The organism is Leptospira dzoumogneensis (assembly GCF_004770895.1).
Lineage (GTDB): Bacteria > Spirochaetota > Leptospiria > Leptospirales > Leptospiraceae > Leptospira_B > Leptospira_B dzoumogneensis.
On sequence record NZ_RQHS01000010.1, the window covers coordinates 51,984 to 69,527 of the forward strand.

Annotated in this window: 15 protein-coding genes; 4 read left to right on the top strand and 11 right to left on the bottom strand. The window is 41.3% G+C overall.

Features of this window, described 5'->3' with window-relative positions:
• Positions 1-87: 87 nt before the first annotated feature.
• The 3 genes from EHR06_RS06065 to EHR06_RS06075 form a co-directional block, all read right to left on the bottom strand.
• Positions 88-759, bottom strand: coding sequence for an LIC11631 family protein (locus tag EHR06_RS06065; protein ID WP_135756181.1), 672 nt, complete (start codon positions 757-759; stop codon positions 88-90).
• Between the two features lie 114 nt (positions 760-873).
• Positions 874-2,916, bottom strand: coding sequence for an AMP-dependent synthetase/ligase (locus EHR06_RS06070; RefSeq protein WP_135756182.1), 2,043 nt, complete (start codon positions 2,914-2,916; stop codon positions 874-876).
• Positions 2,917-3,082: 166 nt separating this feature from the next.
• On the bottom strand, positions 3,083-3,589 hold the full coding sequence (locus tag EHR06_RS06075) for a TlpA family protein disulfide reductase (protein ID WP_135756183.1): 507 nt from the start codon (positions 3,587-3,589) through the stop codon (positions 3,083-3,085).
• A 102-nt stretch (positions 3,590-3,691) separates the two neighbouring features.
• On the opposite strand from EHR06_RS06075, the gene EHR06_RS06080 reads away from it, so the two are divergent.
• Positions 3,692-4,111: a hypothetical protein gene (locus tag EHR06_RS06080; protein ID WP_135756184.1), complete on the top strand. Its 420-nt coding sequence runs from the start codon at positions 3,692-3,694 to the stop codon at positions 4,109-4,111.
• Here the strand turns inward: EHR06_RS06080 and EHR06_RS06085 are convergent.
• The 8 genes from EHR06_RS06085 to recN form a co-directional block, all read right to left on the bottom strand.
• Positions 4,088-5,224 (bottom strand): glycosyltransferase family 4 protein, encoded by a 1,137-nt coding sequence (locus tag EHR06_RS06085; RefSeq protein ID WP_135756185.1) that lies wholly within the window; start codon positions 5,222-5,224, stop codon positions 4,088-4,090. The genes EHR06_RS06080 and EHR06_RS06085 overlap by 24 nt on opposite strands.
• 28 nt (positions 5,225-5,252) lie before the next feature.
• Positions 5,253-6,104 (bottom strand): 3'(2'),5'-bisphosphate nucleotidase CysQ, encoded by an 852-nt coding sequence (locus EHR06_RS06090; RefSeq protein WP_135756186.1) that lies wholly within the window; start codon positions 6,102-6,104, stop codon positions 5,253-5,255.
• 9 nt (positions 6,105-6,113) lie between these two features.
• Complete coding sequence (locus tag EHR06_RS06095; protein ID WP_135756187.1) at positions 6,114-6,554, bottom strand: LIC11625 family surface-exposed protein; 441 nt, start codon at positions 6,552-6,554, stop codon at positions 6,114-6,116.
• Between the two features lie 60 nt (positions 6,555-6,614).
• A complete protein-coding gene (locus tag EHR06_RS06100; protein ID WP_135756188.1) occupies positions 6,615-8,825 on the bottom strand; it encodes an ATP-dependent helicase in 2,211 nt (736 codons plus the stop codon).
• A 12-nt stretch (positions 8,826-8,837) separates the two neighbouring features.
• The gene (locus EHR06_RS06105; RefSeq protein ID WP_135756189.1) at positions 8,838-11,735 is read right to left on the bottom strand and encodes a BamA/OMP85 family outer membrane protein; all 2,898 of its coding nucleotides are present in this window, start codon (positions 11,733-11,735) and stop codon (positions 8,838-8,840) included.
• A gap of 88 nt (positions 11,736-11,823) precedes the next feature.
• Entirely contained in the window at positions 11,824-12,291 is a 468-nt protein-coding gene (locus EHR06_RS06110) for an ExbD/TolR family protein (protein WP_100709702.1), read from the bottom strand.
• A gap of 1 nt (position 12,292) precedes the next feature.
• Positions 12,293-12,898 (bottom strand): MotA/TolQ/ExbB proton channel family protein, encoded by a 606-nt coding sequence (locus EHR06_RS06115; RefSeq protein WP_135756190.1) that lies wholly within the window; start codon positions 12,896-12,898, stop codon positions 12,293-12,295.
• A gap of 131 nt (positions 12,899-13,029) precedes the next feature.
• A complete protein-coding gene (gene recN / locus EHR06_RS06120; RefSeq protein WP_135756191.1) occupies positions 13,030-14,736 on the bottom strand; it encodes a DNA repair protein RecN in 1,707 nt (568 codons plus the stop codon).
• 474 nt (positions 14,737-15,210) lie between these two features.
• On the opposite strand from recN, the gene EHR06_RS06125 reads away from it, so the two are divergent.
• The 3 genes from EHR06_RS06125 (at position 15,211) to EHR06_RS06135 (ending at position 17,381) form a co-directional block, all read left to right on the top strand.
• Positions 15,211-15,753, top strand: coding sequence for a hypothetical protein (locus tag EHR06_RS06125; protein ID WP_135756192.1), 543 nt, complete (start codon positions 15,211-15,213; stop codon positions 15,751-15,753).
• Between the two features lie 169 nt (positions 15,754-15,922).
• Entirely contained in the window at positions 15,923-16,627 is a 705-nt protein-coding gene (locus EHR06_RS06130) for a histidine kinase (RefSeq protein WP_100724707.1), read from the top strand.
• Complete coding sequence (locus tag EHR06_RS06135; protein WP_135756193.1) at positions 16,611-17,381, top strand: SDR family NAD(P)-dependent oxidoreductase; 771 nt, start codon at positions 16,611-16,613, stop codon at positions 17,379-17,381. Before EHR06_RS06130 ends, EHR06_RS06135 begins: the two co-directional genes overlap by 17 nt.
• Positions 17,382-17,544: the final 163 nt, after the last annotated feature.

Here is a 17,544-nt window from a genome sequence, read left to right on the forward strand (position 1 = left end):
CCGAAAGTATATGTAGGAATTCCAACAAGACTTAGATCTAATTTTAAACCCGATGTAGGAATTCCAACATCGCTCTAAATACCAGATCTACTTAATACTATCCGAATATTCCAAACTTAAAAACAAGAATTCGTCCTGGTCTATCTTCTTTTCCTGCAGGAATAAAGGACCCAAAGATTCTTTCGGTTTTAGAAAATTCAAATAAGACTGTTTTTCAGTTCTTAGAAAAAAATTCCCTTCCGACTTTTTCTCAGAATGGAAATGAGAGATCTTTTTGATTATCGAAGGAAGGTTTCTATCTTCCGGATCAATGTTTGAAAATAAGATCAGATAATTTTTTTCTTTCCATATTCCTTTAAAAGCGAATCCTTCCGAGGAGAAAAATTCCCTAAAAGGGATCTCTTCCGAAACATCTTCCAATCTGGAATATTGAAAAACTTCTTCCGTGCCGAGCACCTTAGGTAAGAAAGAATCAATTTTAAGTCCGGGAGCTTCTTCCCAGCCTGCACTTAAGCAGATCCCTTTTTTAAAACTTGGGTTTAAATTTTTAATTTCCAGTTCTGATTGGAACTTCTTCCATGTGAGTTCTGCTCTCGCGAATATAAATCCTAAATTTAAGGCGGAAAATTCTCTTACTCTGGAAAAGTCCCAGACTTCTCTTTCTCTTAACGTGGAAAAGTAAAGATTATCCAAAGCATATAGGTCCGAATGACCATAGGGTTCGAAAATACTAGGTTTGGAGAGAGTCGTTTTCGCCATATAGTATAAATATCGGCGACTTGCAATATTCTCCCCAGGGTAAAAAAAAGCCCCGGTATTAATACCGAGGCTTCTTCTTTCCTTTTTGAGGGCGTAAAACCCGGCTTAAAAGGATTATTTATCTGTTGAATAGACTTTTTTAATCTTATCCGCGTATTTTTCAGCGATTACGTGGCGTTTCATCTTCAACATATTGTTTAACTCGTCCCCTACCTCGAAAGGTTTGGAAACGATAAAGAATGGAGTCACTTGCTCGAAGGACTTGAATCCGTTCTTAGCATTGTTAAGAGCTTTAATCTCTTTTCTGAATAGATCCACTACTTTTGCGTTTTCGTTTAACGCGTCTTTATTGGAAATATCCACTCCGTTCTCTTTTGCCCATTCTTGTAATTTATCGAAGTCAGGAATAATGATCGCTCCCAGATTTTTCTGGTCTTGGCCTATGATCATACACTGGCTGATATAAACGGACTCTTGGAGTTTGTTCTCGATAGGAACCGGCTCCACGTTTTCTCCGCCTAACAGAACCACGGTGTCTTTCGCTCTTCCGGTAAGTGTCAGGGTATGTTTGAAGTTGATCATCCCCATATCACCTGTGTTCATCCATCCGTCTACAAGAGCCTTAGAGGTTGCTTCTTCGTTTTTGAAGTAACCTTTCATAACTTGAGGACCGTTTACGAATACAACACCTTTGCGGCCTAATTTACCTTTGATCACTTTTCCGTTTGCATCGATCTCAGTTAGAACTTCGTTATTATCATTTCTGATCTGAAGATGTGTTTTAGGAACGATAGAACCTACGGAACCGATGATCAGCTTTTGGAAAGTTCTCACGGAAAGTACAGGAGAAGTTTCAGTCATACCGTAACCTTCCAATACATTGATCCCGATATTGTTGAAGAACTCGTCTACGTGACGAGGAAGCGCTCCTCCTCCGGAGATAGAAGCTTTCAATCTTCCACCGGTAGCTGTTCTGATCTTGGAAAGAACGATCTTGTCTAAAGTTGCGCTATTGAAGAATACTCCAAGTCCTGCTAAAATGTATAGAGGCAGGCTTAAAAAAGAAAATTCAGTAGGAGCAAGCAGATAAGCGGCAATCGAAGACGCTACTGTCAAAGTGAACGGCCCAGTCAGTATCAATTGGATCAACATTAAGATCCCGTAAAATAGGGAAACGATCGGGTTTCTTCCGTGATAATCCACTTCTTTGCCGGTGATAAAACGAATAGCTGCGTTTTTCTTATCGGAGAAAAAATAAGCCAGTTTGAATAAACCGCGGCGAAGAGCGGGAGTTTGGCTTGGATCGTTAATTCTTGTATAAATACCGTTATAGATATTTTCCCAAAGACGAGGAGCGGATCCCATGAAAGTAGGTTTCACGGTCGCTAAGTCTTGGCGAAGATCCCTAACGTTAGTGTAATAAGTAGCGGCACCTATGCTGATACAAACATATTCCACAACCCTTTCGAATACGTGCCATACAGGAAGAATAGAAAGTAGTTTTGCTTCCGCATTGATCTTTAACATAGGAGTTACGTTCAATACTTGGTGCATCATATTAGAATGTCTTAATTGAACACCTTTAGGAAGACCTGTTGTTCCGGAAGTATAGATCAAAGTGAAAAGATCCTCAGGTTTGATAGCGGCAACCCTATCTTCTACCTTACGAGAACCGGAAGCTCTAAGACTTTTTCCTTTTTCGATCAGGTCGTACATTTTCAGAACGCCAGGAGCTTCGGATTCCTTATCCATTACGATAACGGTTTTAACTTTTCCGAGCTGAGACTTGTTCCTGTTGAATTTCTCCAACATTTTATCGTTTTCTATAAATACTACTTCGGACTCGGAGTGACTAACGATATATACGATCTCAGAGTCTGTGATATCTGTTCCTCTTGGAACGTCGGCCGCACCGGTCATGATGATACCGTAATCTGCAATGATCCATTCTACGCGGTTATCAGCGAGTAACGCGACATGGTCTCTGGATTGAATACCAAGTTCGATCAAAGCCTCGGCAAGATTCACACCTGCTTCGTATAACTCCGAATAGTTGATCGGCAAATAATTCTTTTGCGCGTCTTTGTATAAGAAAGCAGGTTTATTTTTAAATTTTTCTGCCGACTCACGAAATAATTGGGCGAGATTCTCAGCCATGTATGGAAATTCTCCTGAAATGAAATGGAATGATGGATGTGTCCGGCAGCACCTACCGGGAATCTGATTCCAGATTCAAACTAAATGCTTAAAGATAAATCCTTTTTTTAAAAACCGGTTTGAGTTTGGTTTTTTATTACACGATCGTTATGTATAAAGCTCAATTCTAAGGAGATTCGAGCCAGTTTTTTAGTCTTCCGGTCAATATTGGTAGATCTTTCTCTGAAATTCCGTATTGGGAATGAAGTTTCTTTCCGGATTTGCTAAACACGAATAATGCAGGCTGCCCTTCTATTTTGAGAGGGGTTACAAGTTCCCATTTCGGGTCCAAAAGGCTTGGGTATAACATTCCGAATTCGGAAGCGGCTTTTCGGATCTCTTCCAAACTTAGATCGTCTTCCGTATTCACGCCTAACACGACTGCAGGAGAATCTTTCAATTTTCCTCTCAATTTTTCGACCACAGGCACCGCTTTTTTACAAGGTTCACACCAGCTCGCCCAGAAGTCCAAGACCACTAACTTGCCCTTGTCCTCTGAAAATTTGTGGGAATTCCCATCCCAATCCTGAAGTGTCACCTGGTAGAGCAAAGGTTGCTCGTCAGATCTGCAATCGTTTAAGAATAAAATGGAAAAAAGAAGAAGGTAAACAGGCCAGGCTTTTCTAAAAACCATACTTCCAGATTACAAATAAGAATCAAAGCTACAAGTCATTTACTTCCAATTCTACCTTGCTTTAAAGAGACTAGATCAAAAACTTGTACAAGGTTTTCAACCTTGGAAGAAACCAGGATCTATAATTACTATTTCCAATTTTCAGAATTCCAATCCTATTTGGAAGGAAGAAGATTCCAAGGAGAAGGGATCCATTTCGATTCCGGGTCTCCCCAAGTAAGCACTAAACCTCCGACTCTCTTCGCATTTTTAGATCCTAAAAAAGGATTAATTCTTCAATTAAGATCCGGTAAAACTATTGAAAAAGTCTGCACCGATTGGACGGATTATTCTTGGGAAAGAAAGGAAGATCTATTCGTTTGGAACGTAAGTCCTACGGAACAAATTTATTTCCAAGCACTGGATAAAAATCGCATCCATATCCATTGGAAATCTTCCACTGATATTATTTTTTCGGGAACGATAGAAGTAAGGGCAAAATCATTCTTCCAAAAAATTTTAGGACTTTTTAGAAGAAACTAGATCCCTAAAAATTTTTTTAACTAGCGCGGCAGACTTCTTTCTTTCGAATCTTTTCAGATCCGCTTTTGGAAATTTAAACTTCTTCTTTTGGAAATCCAAAATCGAATTCTTCCAATCTTCTTCCGACTCCGGAGAAACATATACACAGGATTTTTTACCTATCTCTCTAAATACTTCCAGGTCCGAAACGATACAAGGTAAGGAATAAGCAAGCGCCTCCAAAAGTGGTATACCAAATCCTTCATAAATGGAAGGAAAAACGAAAAGGCTCGCTTTAGAATACAGGTATTTCAGCTCTTCTTCATTTACAAAATCGAACCAGCATAATTCTCCGGAGCCTGAAACTTTTCGAAATTCCGCTAAAAACTCGGGAGATTCCCATCCTTCTTTTCCTGCATGCACCCAAACAAGATCGAATCTTTCTTTTTTGGCCTTTTGGTAAGCTTTCAGAAGTGTTCCGAAATTTTTACGAGGTTCTAATGTAGAAACAGTTAAGAAGAATTTTTTAGGTAATTTTGAGATCCGTTTTGTAGGAGGAGTTTTGATCTTTTGGATCTCTTTCGGATCGTAACCGGGATAGATTATATCTATCTTTTCTTTAGGAAAGGAAGTATACTTTAAGATCTCTGAAGAAGTAAATTCAGAGTTTGCTAGAATAAAATCAGCTCTTTGGATACTTCTTCTTAAATAAAAAAGCTGCTGGAATCTGGCGATAGGCCTCATTGTTTCCGGAAAACGATATGCCACAAAATCGTGGTAGGTCAAAACTCCTGGAATATTTTTGGACAAGAATAAAGGAAATACCTGCTGTGTTCCCCAAAAAAGATCGATCTCATATTTTCTAAGTTGGAAAGGAAGGTAGAATACAAAGTAGATCCCCCCTTTTTTAGAGAATAATCCCTGCCCTATCACCGGCTTTATATTTGGATTTTTGAATAGATCCGAATAACCTTCGTGAATTGGCCTATGCGAAAAAAGATAAAATTCAAAATCCGGATCTTTATCAAAACCTTTTAATACTGATTCGATGAGTCTACCCACACCTGAAACTGGAGTGGATAATGGTCTTGCATCCAAGGCGATCTTGTATTTTTTTCTGTGTATATTGGACAAACTAAGAATGGCCTTTTCTAAGATTGATTTACCAACGATCTCTGACGGAACCTTGGAGGGAAGTTTTAAACTTTTCCCAAAACCGAGTGACTAGTTCCGATTCTCCGGCGAGTAATCCGATCCCTAGTTTAGAAGTTAGGAACGGATAATCCTTCCCGGAACGGATTTCCAGATCTTTTCCAAGAGAAGCTCTCAGAATCGCGATCCCGCCTGCCACATCCCAATCGTTTTTAGGCCGGAGAGAAAGTGTCAAAGGATATTTTCCGACTGCTACGAGTGCAAGTTTATAAGCGATGGAACCTTTCGGCTCTAATACAAAATCATTTCCGTAATCTAATTTTTTGAAAAGCCCGGCTTTTGTTTCGGAAATGGAGACTAGGATTTTAGGAATTTCGGAAGATCCGATTTTCGGTAGATAGAAAGTATTTTCCCAATCGATCTTATTTTCAATAAAAGGAGGCTTTAAAATTGTATAATATGCTCCCTTACCTTCTAGTCCCCAAAAAAATTCCCCGGTCGCGGGGTTCATTACGATCCCAAAAACAGGTCTGCCTTCTTCTAAAAGTCCAAGGCTGATCGCAAACTCCGGATTTTTAGAAACAAATTCTCTGGTGCCGTCGATTGGATCCAAGATCCAGACCCTTTCTTTTCCTAAAGAAGAATGGGAAAAATCCGAATCTTCCTCGGAGTAAACTTTGTCTTTTAGGATTTTGCGGATGCCGCCTGCAATGATCTCGTTTGCCTGCAGGTCGGCTTCGGTGAGAGGATCACCTTTGGATTTTTCCATCACATGGAAATTTGTTCCATAGATGGAAAAGATCCGATCTGCTGCTTCCAGAACAAGTTTAGAAACTAATTCCGCTTCTTCCGGAAATCGCATGAAAAGGGATTATTTTCCGGAAGTTGGCTGAGCCGGTTGTTTATCTTCCTTATGAGGCTCTTCGTCCAAATTATCAGGACGAACATAGAACACTTCATTGATAGGAGTTTGGAGATAAATTTCGGGATCCATTAGATAACTGTAAAATACGATATAAGTTTTGTATTTTACATACACTCCAAAAGTCCCCTTTTGAGGTTCGTACGAAATAGAATCCGCTTTTAGATCCTTGGTATATTCCTTATAATCCAGGTATTTACGATGAAGGCTGTATTTTAAAGCGGAGAGAAGATTTTTTTCCAGCATCGCTTTTTTAGCGGCGTCTGAAACTTTACGATTCTTATTAAATTCTTCTACTTTATTAAATTCTTCTACTAAACCGCTGACTTTTCCAGCAAACAATGGGGTCCCTAGGCAGATAGCCAAGGCTAGTATTACGATCCGTTTCATTGTTTCTCCTATGTTCCTGTGAATAATATCGGTATTTTAGGGGGCGAACTTTCCCCCTTGTTATAATTTCTCTAAGGGGGTATAGGCAAGGAAAAAGTTCTTCTCCAGGCCTCCGAACTTGATTTTTACCTTACGGTTTTTGCCGGTTCCCTGGACGGAAACCACCTGTCCCATGCCGAATTGGGCATGTTTGACCCTATCGCCTTCTCGAATATCCGCCTCTTCTCCCAAAGGTTTGGAAGAATCCGCATTTTCCCTGGTCTCTCTCGGACTTTCGGGGATTTTATAAGCACCGGAAGCAGCAGCCGGAGGTCCAGAAGGTCTACGAACTCCTTTTTGGGCGACAATACCTTCTTCCCCGAAACATTCGGAGGGGATTTCAGGAAGGAAGCGAGAAGGAATTCTGTCTTCCACTTTTCCGAATTTACGGGAGGTCCTGGAATAACTTAGGTATAATTTCACTCTAGCTCGGGTCAATGCCACGTAAAAAAGTCTTCTCTCTTCTTCCTCTCCGTTCGGTTCTTCCAAGCTCATGGAATGGGGGAAGGTCCCCTCTTCCAAACCTGTCAGAAATACCGTAGGGAATTCCAGTCCCTTTGCGTTATGGACAGTCATAAGATGAACATAGTCCGTGAGCTGGGCGGAATCCTCTTCAGAGGTTAGAAGACTGATCTGGTTCAGATATTCTTCTAGGTTAGGAGCTTCTTCCCTGGATTCGTATTCTTCGATAGAGTTCACGAACTCTCTGACGTTCTCTACTTTGGAGATCGCTTCCTCATCATGTACATCTCTTTCCATATAATCGATCCAACCGGATCTAGTCACGATCTCTAAGGCAATCTTAGAAGGAAGTTCTCCTTTTTCTTTCCGATCGATCAGATCATCGAATAGATGATATAATTCTTTCGCTTTTCCTAAACTTGCTTTTTTTAAAGGAAGATCAGGATGCCCGATCGCTTCCAAAAAAGAAATCCCCTGGTCCAGGGAAAATTTACGGATCTTCTCTATACTCGCCTCACCGATACCGCGGGGAGGTGTATTCACAATTCTTAATAAAGAATTGGAATCCATAGGGTTAGCCACCACGTTCAGATATGCGATCATATCCTTGATCTCGGCTCTATCGAAAAATCTGAAACCGCCGAAAATTTTATATGGGATACCGGAAGCCCTAAGTCCTTCTTCAAAATATCTGGACTGAGCGTTTGTTCTGTAGAAGATCGCAAAATCCTTGTAATCGGCGCCTCTTGCGGAGCCTGCCCTGATCTTTTTGACTATATCGTAAGCTTCTTCCGTTTCATTCTCGAATTGGGAAACTCCGATCGGTTCTCCCAATTCATTATTCGTGAATAATTCTTTTTCTTTTCTTCCGCTATTATTCGAAATCACCTTAGAAGCGGCACGAATGATCCTGGAAGTAGAACGGTAATTTTCCTCCAGCTTAACGACGTATGCATTCGGGAAATCACTTTCGAAATTTAGAATATTCGAAATATCTGCTCCTCTCCAGGAATAGATGGACTGGTCGTCGTCTCCTACCACGCAAAGATTCGCCCTGTCTCCCGAAAGCAGGCGGACCAACGTGTATTGAGCCTTGTTTGTATCCTGATACTCGTCCACCATGATATAATTCCATCTATCTTGGTAGGATTTTAGGACGGACGGGTTCTCCCTGAATAATTCTACGGTTTTTTGGATCAAGTCGCCGAAATCTAATGCTTGGTTTTTTTTCTTACGTTTTTCGTATTCTTCGTAGATGTTAGAGATCATCTGAGATCTGTGTGAAAAATTCTCTTTTCGGATATAAAGATCGGAATCGGAAAGCCCGTCCTTCCAAGAGGAAAAGATCCCTGTCAAAGAAGAAGGTTTATACTGCTTAGGATCCTCATGTAGATCCTTGATCACCTGCTTGATCAAGGATTCCTGTAATGCCGAATCATAAACCGTAAATCCGGAAGGCATTCCAAGATAAGAAGTTTCCCTTCTCAAAATATATAAACATAAAGAGTGAAATGTTTTGATCTGCACATTCCATGGGATGGAAGGCACAAGTTTTCCCACTCTTTCCAACATCTCTGCGGCGGCCTTATTCGTAAAAGTGAGAGCGCAGATTGAATCCGTTCTTTTGTTCAGGATCAGGTTTGCGATCCTATGAGTGATCACCCTGGTTTTCCCGGAACCTGCACCTGCTAAAATCAGAACAGGGCCCTCCAATCTTTCGACTGCGGCCTTCTGTGGATCGTTCAAGCCTTGTACTAGATCAACTGACAAAGCAAAAACTCCTTAGAATCTGTAATCACCGATACCGAATACGAACTGGAATGCGTTGTCAGATTCATATCTTTCGAAAGGTGCCCAGAAATTTCCGGTAGGTTTTAACTTTTGTGCAAAATAAATACGAAGTGGAAGAACAGGGATCTGCACCCTCAGACCCACCCCCCAGGAATATCTCATTCTATCCATTGCAACGTTATCCGATGATAGGATCAATCTTCCCGGGTTATTCAATTCGTCGTAGGTTACGTCCGCCTTACGTCCATTCTGCAAATTGAAATTGTTCTGGATGTACCAGCCGATCGGGTTTGCGGCAATCTGATCCGCCTTATTCTTATCATAAGATTCAAAATAATCTTTTTTAGTCCCTGTGGCTCGGTTCACCTGCTCGTAAAGTGCTCCTCCGTCCAAGAAGACCACAAGCCAGAGTAAGCTTGGCTCTATCGGAATACGTATCTCGGTATCGAAAAGAATACGATGCTGGGCACCGTCTCTCCATTCCACAGGATACTTTTGGTCGTTATAATACCAGCCCCTTAAGGATTCATAACCACCTATGATGAGTAAATCCTGAGGACGAATATATGGATCCTGCACAGGGTCTTGGTTATGAGAACCTCCCATAGGAGCTCTTTGGAAAATAAAAGTATCGGAAGTCCTGAATTCTTGTACAACTCTCCATCTACGAAGAGCGTTGTTCCGGATCAGACCGCCGAATGTGAAATCGAACCAAGTATGATAATATTCCGCTAAGATCCTATATTGGTCGAAGTGAGAAGATCCACCCAAATACTGTCCCACGTTATCCACCTGGAAGAGCAGATCATAACCTCTAGTAGGAGCGAATACGTTATCCCGAATATCATAAGCAAGACCGTTTGTGACCTGAGAACGGAATTGCCATCCTCTTCTTACGTTAGCCAAAACTGCGTCCGATACGAGTGCAGTCGGGTTGGAATAAGAATAAAACGCAGGCGTATATCTATGGAAATGGGTCCAGTTGGTCCCGAGCCTGTGGGCCACTCCCATAGTGATCCCTAAACCGTTATTATCGTAAGTAGCATTCTCAACAGTTGGAGAAGTTGTACTATCCGAAATAGAGATCGTAGAAGTAGAACCTAAGAATATGGTTCGTGAGAAATAGAACATGGAAAGTGAAAGAGACCAAGGAGTATCGTACATCCAAGGTTCTGTCCAAGAGATCTGGAAGGATCTACGATAAGGTCCGAACTCCAGACGTCCCGAGACTTTTTGTCCGGTTCCGTTCAAATTGTTTTCACCTATCTCGGTGAAGATCGTAAATCCGGTGATTGTTCCGTAACCACCACCCATGGAAACCGTTCCGGTCGGCTGCTCTAATACTTCGATAACAAGGTTCATCTTAGTATCATCCGAACCGGGTCTCATATTAAAGTTTACTTCTTTGAAATAGCCTAAGTTGAAGATCCTTTCCCTGGAACGGTTTACCAAAGTAGAATCGAATAAGTCTCCCGATTTAAAGAGTAACTCTCTTCGGATTACCTTGTCCTGGGTTTTCTTATTTCCTTTGATGATTACGTTCTCGATCTGAGCCAGGTTGTTCTCACGGATGGTAAAATCTACGTGAACGAATTTACGACCCCTCAACTCAGGAGTATCTCTATAAATTTCTCTTAATTTACGGATATTTAATTGTTTATATTCCTCTTCGCAGGACTTTTTTTCCACCTCTGTTCTTCTGGAGGTACAATTTTCATAATATTCTAAACTTTCAGAATCCAATGAAACGATCTTTCTTCTTGGAATTACCTGAGCGAAGATATGGCCCTTAGAACCGTAGAGTTCGTTTACTGTGGCCCTGTCTCTGGAGAATACCGTTTCGTCGAAAATTTCTCCCGCATCTTTAGAGCTATAATCCAAAGACTTTTCGACCTCTTGAACAGTGAATAAAGGTTTTAATTTGTCCTTAGGAGTATCAGGAGGGTTATTTTCTTTGTTCAAGAAGATCGGCCTGCCGTCTCCGTCAGTAGTCATATCATGAGCAACCGTATATCCGTTAAAATAATACACCTGCCCCTCGTAGAGTTTGATATTGACTATGATTACCCTTCTATTTTTCTTTTCGGCGTTTTCCCAATGGATTTCCCAGTTGGTACCTTCTCGGATCAACTCTGAATCCAAGTATCCCTTACTTCTTAAATAGGCTTGGATGACTTCTTTATCTTTTTCGAAGGAACTTTCTTTGAAGTTACCGCCTTCGAATAGGCCTTCTTCCTTTAACTCCATGAGTCCGAGGATCTCAGAAGTTTCTATGGTCTCATTCCCGTAGATATTGATCTTTGCGACAGGGATCTCTTCTCCCTCGTCAATGATGAAACGGACCTTTACTAAGTTTGTCTTCGGATCAGGTTTTCCAAGTTCAACTTTTACATAGGCCAGGAAAAATCCTTCGTCTTTATATTTTTGTAATATAATATCTCTGGACTTGGTGACCTTTTGTGGAGTGATTACCTCGTTATCTTTGAGAGGCATTTTATCCCGGAGATCCGCAGGAAAAACTTCGTCCGCTCCGATAAATTCAATTTCCTTAACTCTAGGTCTTTCTCTCAGATCGAAAATGACCCGAACGCCTCCTTCCATTTCTTCCGCTTTAATATCTATAAAGTAGAAGAACCCGGAAGCGAATAATGCTTTTAAGTCTCGATCGATGATCCCTTTGGTGAGAAGTTTACCTGTTCGGAGTTCCAAAAGACCACTGATATCCGAGTCAGATGTGTTCTTATTTCCGTTAAATTTTATTTCTCTTACGATCTTTCCGAAATAATCGCTTTTTTTGGAGAAAAGTTGAGAGATCTCGCCGGAGTAAAAAAAGAATCCGCTTACAAAAATAACGGCAAAGGATTTATATATAGATACTTTTCGTTTCAAGAGTCTTTTGAAATCGCCTTAAGGCTTTATTTAAAATCGAGAGGGTTCTTCCCTGCTCGAAATAAGTCTTTAGATCCACCTGAGCGGATCACTGACCTCCCGGTTGACGAACCATCGCAAGATTGAATCTTGTTACTCCGGCTTCGTTCACTTTATCGATCACTTTGACGATGGTTTGGTAATTCGCTCCGCCATCGCCTCTGATAATCACCCGATTTTTACTCTGTTCTTTTTTGTCTTTGTCGTCGCCTTGGTTTTGGCCATTGAACAATTTTATTTTTTCAGTCAGTTTTTCCAAAGGAACAGGCTCAGTGTCTTTATCTAGGAAAATTTTTCCGTCCTTATTGACAGTGATCACCAGTTCGTCCTTTTTCTTTTCCTGAGCAGTGCTGGAAGATCTAGGGAGTTCTATTTTTACGACAGTGGATTTTTCCAAAGTCGCGTTCATCAAAAAATAAATTACGATGAAACAAATAACGTCGATCATAGGCGCAAGCTCGATCTGGCCCGCCCTAAAACTTCCGCTTTCTCCCCGATTCCACTTTTTAAATTTCATTTTATTTTAAAAACCTAAGCGCCTGCTCTGAAAGACTTTCCATTTCGGAAATCGTGTCTTCTTTTTTCTTTTGGAAGAAGTTATGAAAAATATACGCAGGGATCGCAACCGCAAGTCCCATAGCTGTGGTGATCAACGCTTCGCTGATCCCCACTTCCGCTCCTCTTGTTCCGGAACCTTCCGCGAAGGAACGAATAATCCCAAGAACTGTTCCCAATACTCCTAAAAGTGGGGAGATGGTAGCGATTGTAGCTAACGGAGAAAGGAATTTTTCCATTCTCTGGATCTGATTTAATCCTTGGGTCACGATCTCATCATCTACGGAAGATGCATTTTTCTTAAACTGGGTAATACCTGCTTGTAAAACCTGGGAGACCGGTCCTTGGCTCAGACTTCTCATTAGATCGGAAGCGGAATCATAGTTTTTTTCTCTGAGTAGATCTTTTACCCTTCTCCAATCGTCAGGAGTAATTGCTTTCCAACGAGAGAAGAAGATCAGCCTTTCTATGATGATTGTAAATCCTACTATAGAAACTAGAAGGATCAGAATAGGTACGGTTTCCGGTGGAATAATGGAAACCAAAGAATCTGTTTTGGCAAGAATCATATCGGCTTGAGGTTCTCCAAGGAGTAGGGTTTCCAACTCGGCTGTCCCTGCCAAACGATTTTTAAAAGGAAGTTTTCCTTTTTACCGGAAGCAAATTCTGCCCCGGTAAAAAGAGAAGTTTAGAAGGCGAATTATACCGCCTTCTTTTTGAGCAATTCCTTTGCGTGATGGAGAGCGCCTTTGGAGATATTTTGACCCGCGATCATTCTCGCAAGTTCCATGGTTCTCTCCTCCATTCCCAAGAATTCAGTTTCGGAGACGGTTCTTCCTTCTTTGAGTCGTTTGCTTACTAGAAGATGATGGTCTGCAGCGGCAGCGATCTGCTGTAAATGTGTGACCAAAATAATCTGGTGAGTTTTGGAAAGTGTTCTGAGTTTTTTTGCTACGTCAGAAGCAATCTCTCCACCCAGACCGGAGTCAATCTCATCAAAAACCAAAACTTTTCCGTCAAAATTGGAACCAAGCACACTTTTGATGGCCAACATTACTCTGGAAATTTCTCCTCCAGAAGCAATTTTACGAAGAGGTCTTGGTTTTTCTCCAGGGTTCGGGCTAAAATAGAATTCTGCCTGGTCCAATCCGAATTCGTTTACCAAATAGGATTTTCCTTGGGCTTCTACTTCTCCCTCCGGGCTTGTTTCCCAACGAAGTACTACCTGCAGTCCGGCTCCCTTCATTCCCAGAACTTCCAACTCTGATTTAAGTTTGGATTCGAACTTGTTCAGGACCTCTCGCCTAGACTTGGAAAGCTGCAAACAAGATTGGGTAAGCTTATCTGCTGCCTTTTTCTTTTCCTTTTCCAGAGAAGTTTTAGAATCTAAATTTTGTTCTAGAGCGGCTAGCTCGTCCTCCGCCTTCTTCTTTGTTTCTAAAATTTCAGAAATTGAATTTCCGTATTTTTTCTTAAGTTTTTGGATCAGATCTAGCCTGGACTGAACATGAGATAACCTCTCCGGAGAAAAGAACACCTCTTCTTTTTGGTCCTGGGCACTCGTATTGATCTCACGGATCGTAACATACACTTCCCTAAGAGCGGAATCCATTTCGTTTAATGATTCGTTCAAAATTTTGATCTTATCGGAAGCGGCAAGCACCTTGGGGAAAATCCCCAAAACGGAAGATTCACTTTCATGCAAATAACCGGTGATTATATCTAGGTTCTCTGCCAATTTTTCTCCGTGAACGAGTAGGTTTTCTTCTTTGCTGAGTTCCTCCTCTTCTCCCAATTTTAAATTGGCAGTGTGGATCTCCTCTATCTGGTATTGGAGTATCTCTTTTTTGCGGTTTCTGTCCGCATGAGATAATTCTAATTCTTCCAATCGTTTTTTCAGGCTTTTATAAGTTAAAAATCCTTCCTTCACTTCTCCTCTGAGTGTGTGCAAACCTGCAAAACCGTCCAGAATATCCAATTGTTGGGCCTTGTCCAAAAGTAGAATTTGATCATTTTGATTATGTACTTCGGAAAGGATCTCTCCTAAACCACGAAGCACTTGAGCAGAAGATAATGAATGATTGATCTGGATCTTTGTTTTTCCATCCCGAGTGAATTCTTTTCGGATCACAATTGCGGAGCCGTTTAAAGGAAATCCATGTTCCCTCATCCAGGTTATGGCGCCTGGATTTTGGGAAACATCGAACTCAGCTTCTAAACAATACTTATCCGAACCAGTTCGAATATCCATGGTACTACTTTTTCCTCCGAGTAAGGAAGAAAGAGCATCCAGTAAGAGAGATTTTCCGGAACCGGTCTCTCCCGTAATCGCAGTTAACCCCCCTCTTAAGTCGATCTGGGCTGATTCAATTAATGCAAAATCTCGGATACTAATTGTCTGAAGCATGGTTTTTCCTCTTAGCTACAGAATACTATTCGCATGATTATATACTTTTGTAAACTATTTTTTTGTATAGTATTCTGAAAAATATAAAAAAACAGGAAATTTTAAAGAAAAAGCCTTAAGTTAGCTCGTTTTTTTTTGAGTCCGTATTTCGAGATGCAAAGATAAGCTAAAATAACGTTGTCAGATTCAAATTTCAGGCAAAACATTATGCTTAAAAATTCTTCACTAATTCTTGGACTTCTGTTTATAACTTTCTTTCAATGTTCTCAAGTAGACTTAGATGAAATTCAAGGAAAGAAAAAGAAAGAAAATTGCGTAACCGATTATTTTGGTTGCGTGAGTTATTATAGGGAATGTATAGATTCAGGTCGCTGCAATTCCTCTGATCCATACTACGCAAACGGACCGGAAGGAGCTTGCTCAAGTGCATTATTCATGTGTTCAACAGGGTCGGAATTATAATACGGATTAAAAATGTTAAAAAATAAAATATTAGCCCTTCAAGCGATTATCTTTTTCAATTTTTCCGCATGTGATCATAAACCGGAGGAAAATCTCACTCCTCTTATTGAGTGTGGCGGACTTGCTATCTGCGCCGCAGATTGGCAAAAATCAGGATTACCTGAATTTGTTGGTACCTGGAAGAATGAAAATTCCGCAGACTCGTGCAATCAAACCAAGATTACCTATATTTTTGACGATACGGTTATAACGGAATATGATTATAAGCAGACTTCTTCCTGTAACGTAATCAGTTCAAATAAACATTATTTTGAATGGAATATTGATTCGGCATCAGGAGACTATTGTGAAACCGATATTGCAGCCTTGCCTAAGGTGACAAACTGTTACCCTTATTCAATCAACTCTACAGATTTAACAATCTATATCTTCGCGTCTTTGCGCCTCTGCGTGAGACACTCTCGCACAAATTTCACGGAAGCGCAAAGGGACATTGATTTACTGCCCCGCGAAAGATCGAGCCGGGGTCAAAAAATAGTGGCCGCGATTTTTTGACCGGAGGCGAGAGCTTGGTCCGAGACGGACTTTAGTCCGGATCGGACGCGGCCAGCCCTTGGAGTTTGTATTCTTTTTGAGATCTGGAATCCGCTGATTTTTGATTGCATGAATCGTCCTAGGGGAAACACTGGGTATCGACTTTTCTCCCACAGAGGACTTAACGAGCATGGCAAAAAGTTTCAAAGATTTAGACGCCCAGCTCTCAGATTATATCCTCAACCGCTCCCGCATCTCCGTTCAATCTTCCAGAATGAATTCCAAATTGGAAAAATACGTCCTGCGTATTCTTACGGAAGTTCTGGAAAAATTAGGCCAAACAAGATACATAGAGATGTTGTATACGATCACCAAGGAAATGGCGATCAACGGAGTGAAGGCCAACCAAAAGAGGGTGTTCTTCGAAGATCTGGGTTTGGATATCCGAAATCATGAACATTACGACCAGGGTCTGGCCCAGTTCAAACAGAACTTTTCCGAAAAAATGGCCGACGAATACGGGAAGCGTTGTCTTGCCAGAGGCGTTTTTGTCAAAATTTCGGTAACTTACGCTCCAGAAGGTTTGGTAGTCGAAGTAGTTAATAATACTCCTGTAATCGAGATCGAAGAATCTCGTATGAGGGAGAAAATGAGAAAGGCGATGGAATACAATGATATCGCCGAGTTCTATATGGATAATATGGACAATACTGAGGGAGCCGGTCTTGGGATCGCTCTCATCATGATCCTTCTCAAAAGTGAGAATATTGATCCAAATCTTTTTAGGATCCAGACAAGCGCCGCAGAAACCGTCGCCAGGGTAGAAATCCCTTTCACCGACAATTACGTAACCATTAGAAGTAAGGAAATCAACCAAGTTGGAAATCACAAATAAAACTGCCGTAATCACCGGTTCTGCCGGAGGTTTAGGCAAAGAGATGGCCCTTCATTTTGCGAAATTGGGAGCCAATATCGTTCTATCGGATATCTCCGCAGAAAAACTCGCAGGTGCCAAAAAAGAGATCGAAGCGCTCGGTGCTAAGGTAATCGCAGTTCCGACAGACGTTTCTAAGGAAAAAGACGCTGTTGAACTCATGGAACAAGCAGTTTCCGCGTTCGGTTCCGTAGATATCGCAGTTTTGAACGCAGGGATCTTGAGAGATGGTCTCTTAATAAAAGCGGATAAACAAACTGGTAAGGTTGCTTCTAAGATGTCTTTGGCAGAATGGCAGGCAGTGATCGATGTGAACCTGACCGGAGTATTCTTAACAGGCAGAGAAGCGGCGGTTCAAATGGTAAATAACGGTACTAAAGGGGTGATCATCCCTATCGCTTCCGTCTCTATGCATGGTAACCCGGGCCAAACCAATTATTCCGCTGCAAAAGCGGGTGTAGCTGCCATGACTAAGTTATGGGCGAAGGAACTCAGCCGCTACGGTATCAGGGTTGCCGGGATCGCACCTGGATTCATCGCTACAGAAATGGTAATGAAAGATATGAATCCGGAAGCTCTCAAAAAATGGGAGTCTTTGATCCCGATCGGCAGGTTGGGTAGACCGGATGAGATTGCAAGCACCGCGGTATTCATCGCTCAAAACGATCTGGTAGATGGAGTCGTTTTGGAAATTTCGGGAGGGGTCAAAATTTGACCCCTTTGTTTCTTTTATTCCCTTTTTCAGTCCATTAGTTTTCCTTAATTCTTCCACACTTTTGCCTTTAATAATTTCGTTTCGCCTATCTTGGTTAGGCTGAAAGCTTGTTCATTCTTATAAACGTTTTCTTGAATTAGAAATCCGGCAAATTCGAACTTTA

Coding starts and splice junctions, on each gene's coding strand:
- EHR06_RS06095 (WP_135756187.1), bottom strand. CDS start 6,554: ATGAAACGGATCGTAATACTAGCCTTGGCTATCTGCCTAGGGACCCCA.
- EHR06_RS06125 (WP_135756192.1), top strand. CDS start 15,211: ATGTTAAAAAATAAAATATTAGCCCTTCAAGCGATTATCTTTTTCAAT.
- EHR06_RS06075 (WP_135756183.1), bottom strand. CDS start 3,589: ATGGTTTTTAGAAAAGCCTGGCCTGTTTACCTTCTTCTTTTTTCCATT.
- EHR06_RS06115 (WP_135756190.1), bottom strand. CDS start 12,898: ATGATTCTTGCCAAAACAGATTCTTTGGTTTCCATTATTCCACCGGAA.
- recN (WP_135756191.1), bottom strand. CDS start 14,736: ATGCTTCAGACAATTAGTATCCGAGATTTTGCATTAATTGAATCAGCC.
- EHR06_RS06065 (WP_135756181.1), bottom strand. CDS start 759: ATGGCGAAAACGACTCTCTCCAAACCTAGTATTTTCGAACCCTATGGT.
- EHR06_RS06090 (WP_135756186.1), bottom strand. CDS start 6,104: ATGCGATTTCCGGAAGAAGCGGAATTAGTTTCTAAACTTGTTCTGGAA.
- EHR06_RS06130 (WP_100724707.1), top strand. CDS start 15,923: ATGGCAAAAAGTTTCAAAGATTTAGACGCCCAGCTCTCAGATTATATC.
- EHR06_RS06110 (WP_100709702.1), bottom strand. CDS start 12,291: ATGAAATTTAAAAAGTGGAATCGGGGAGAAAGCGGAAGTTTTAGGGCG.
- EHR06_RS06070 (WP_135756182.1), bottom strand. CDS start 2,916: ATGGCTGAGAATCTCGCCCAATTATTTCGTGAGTCGGCAGAAAAATTT.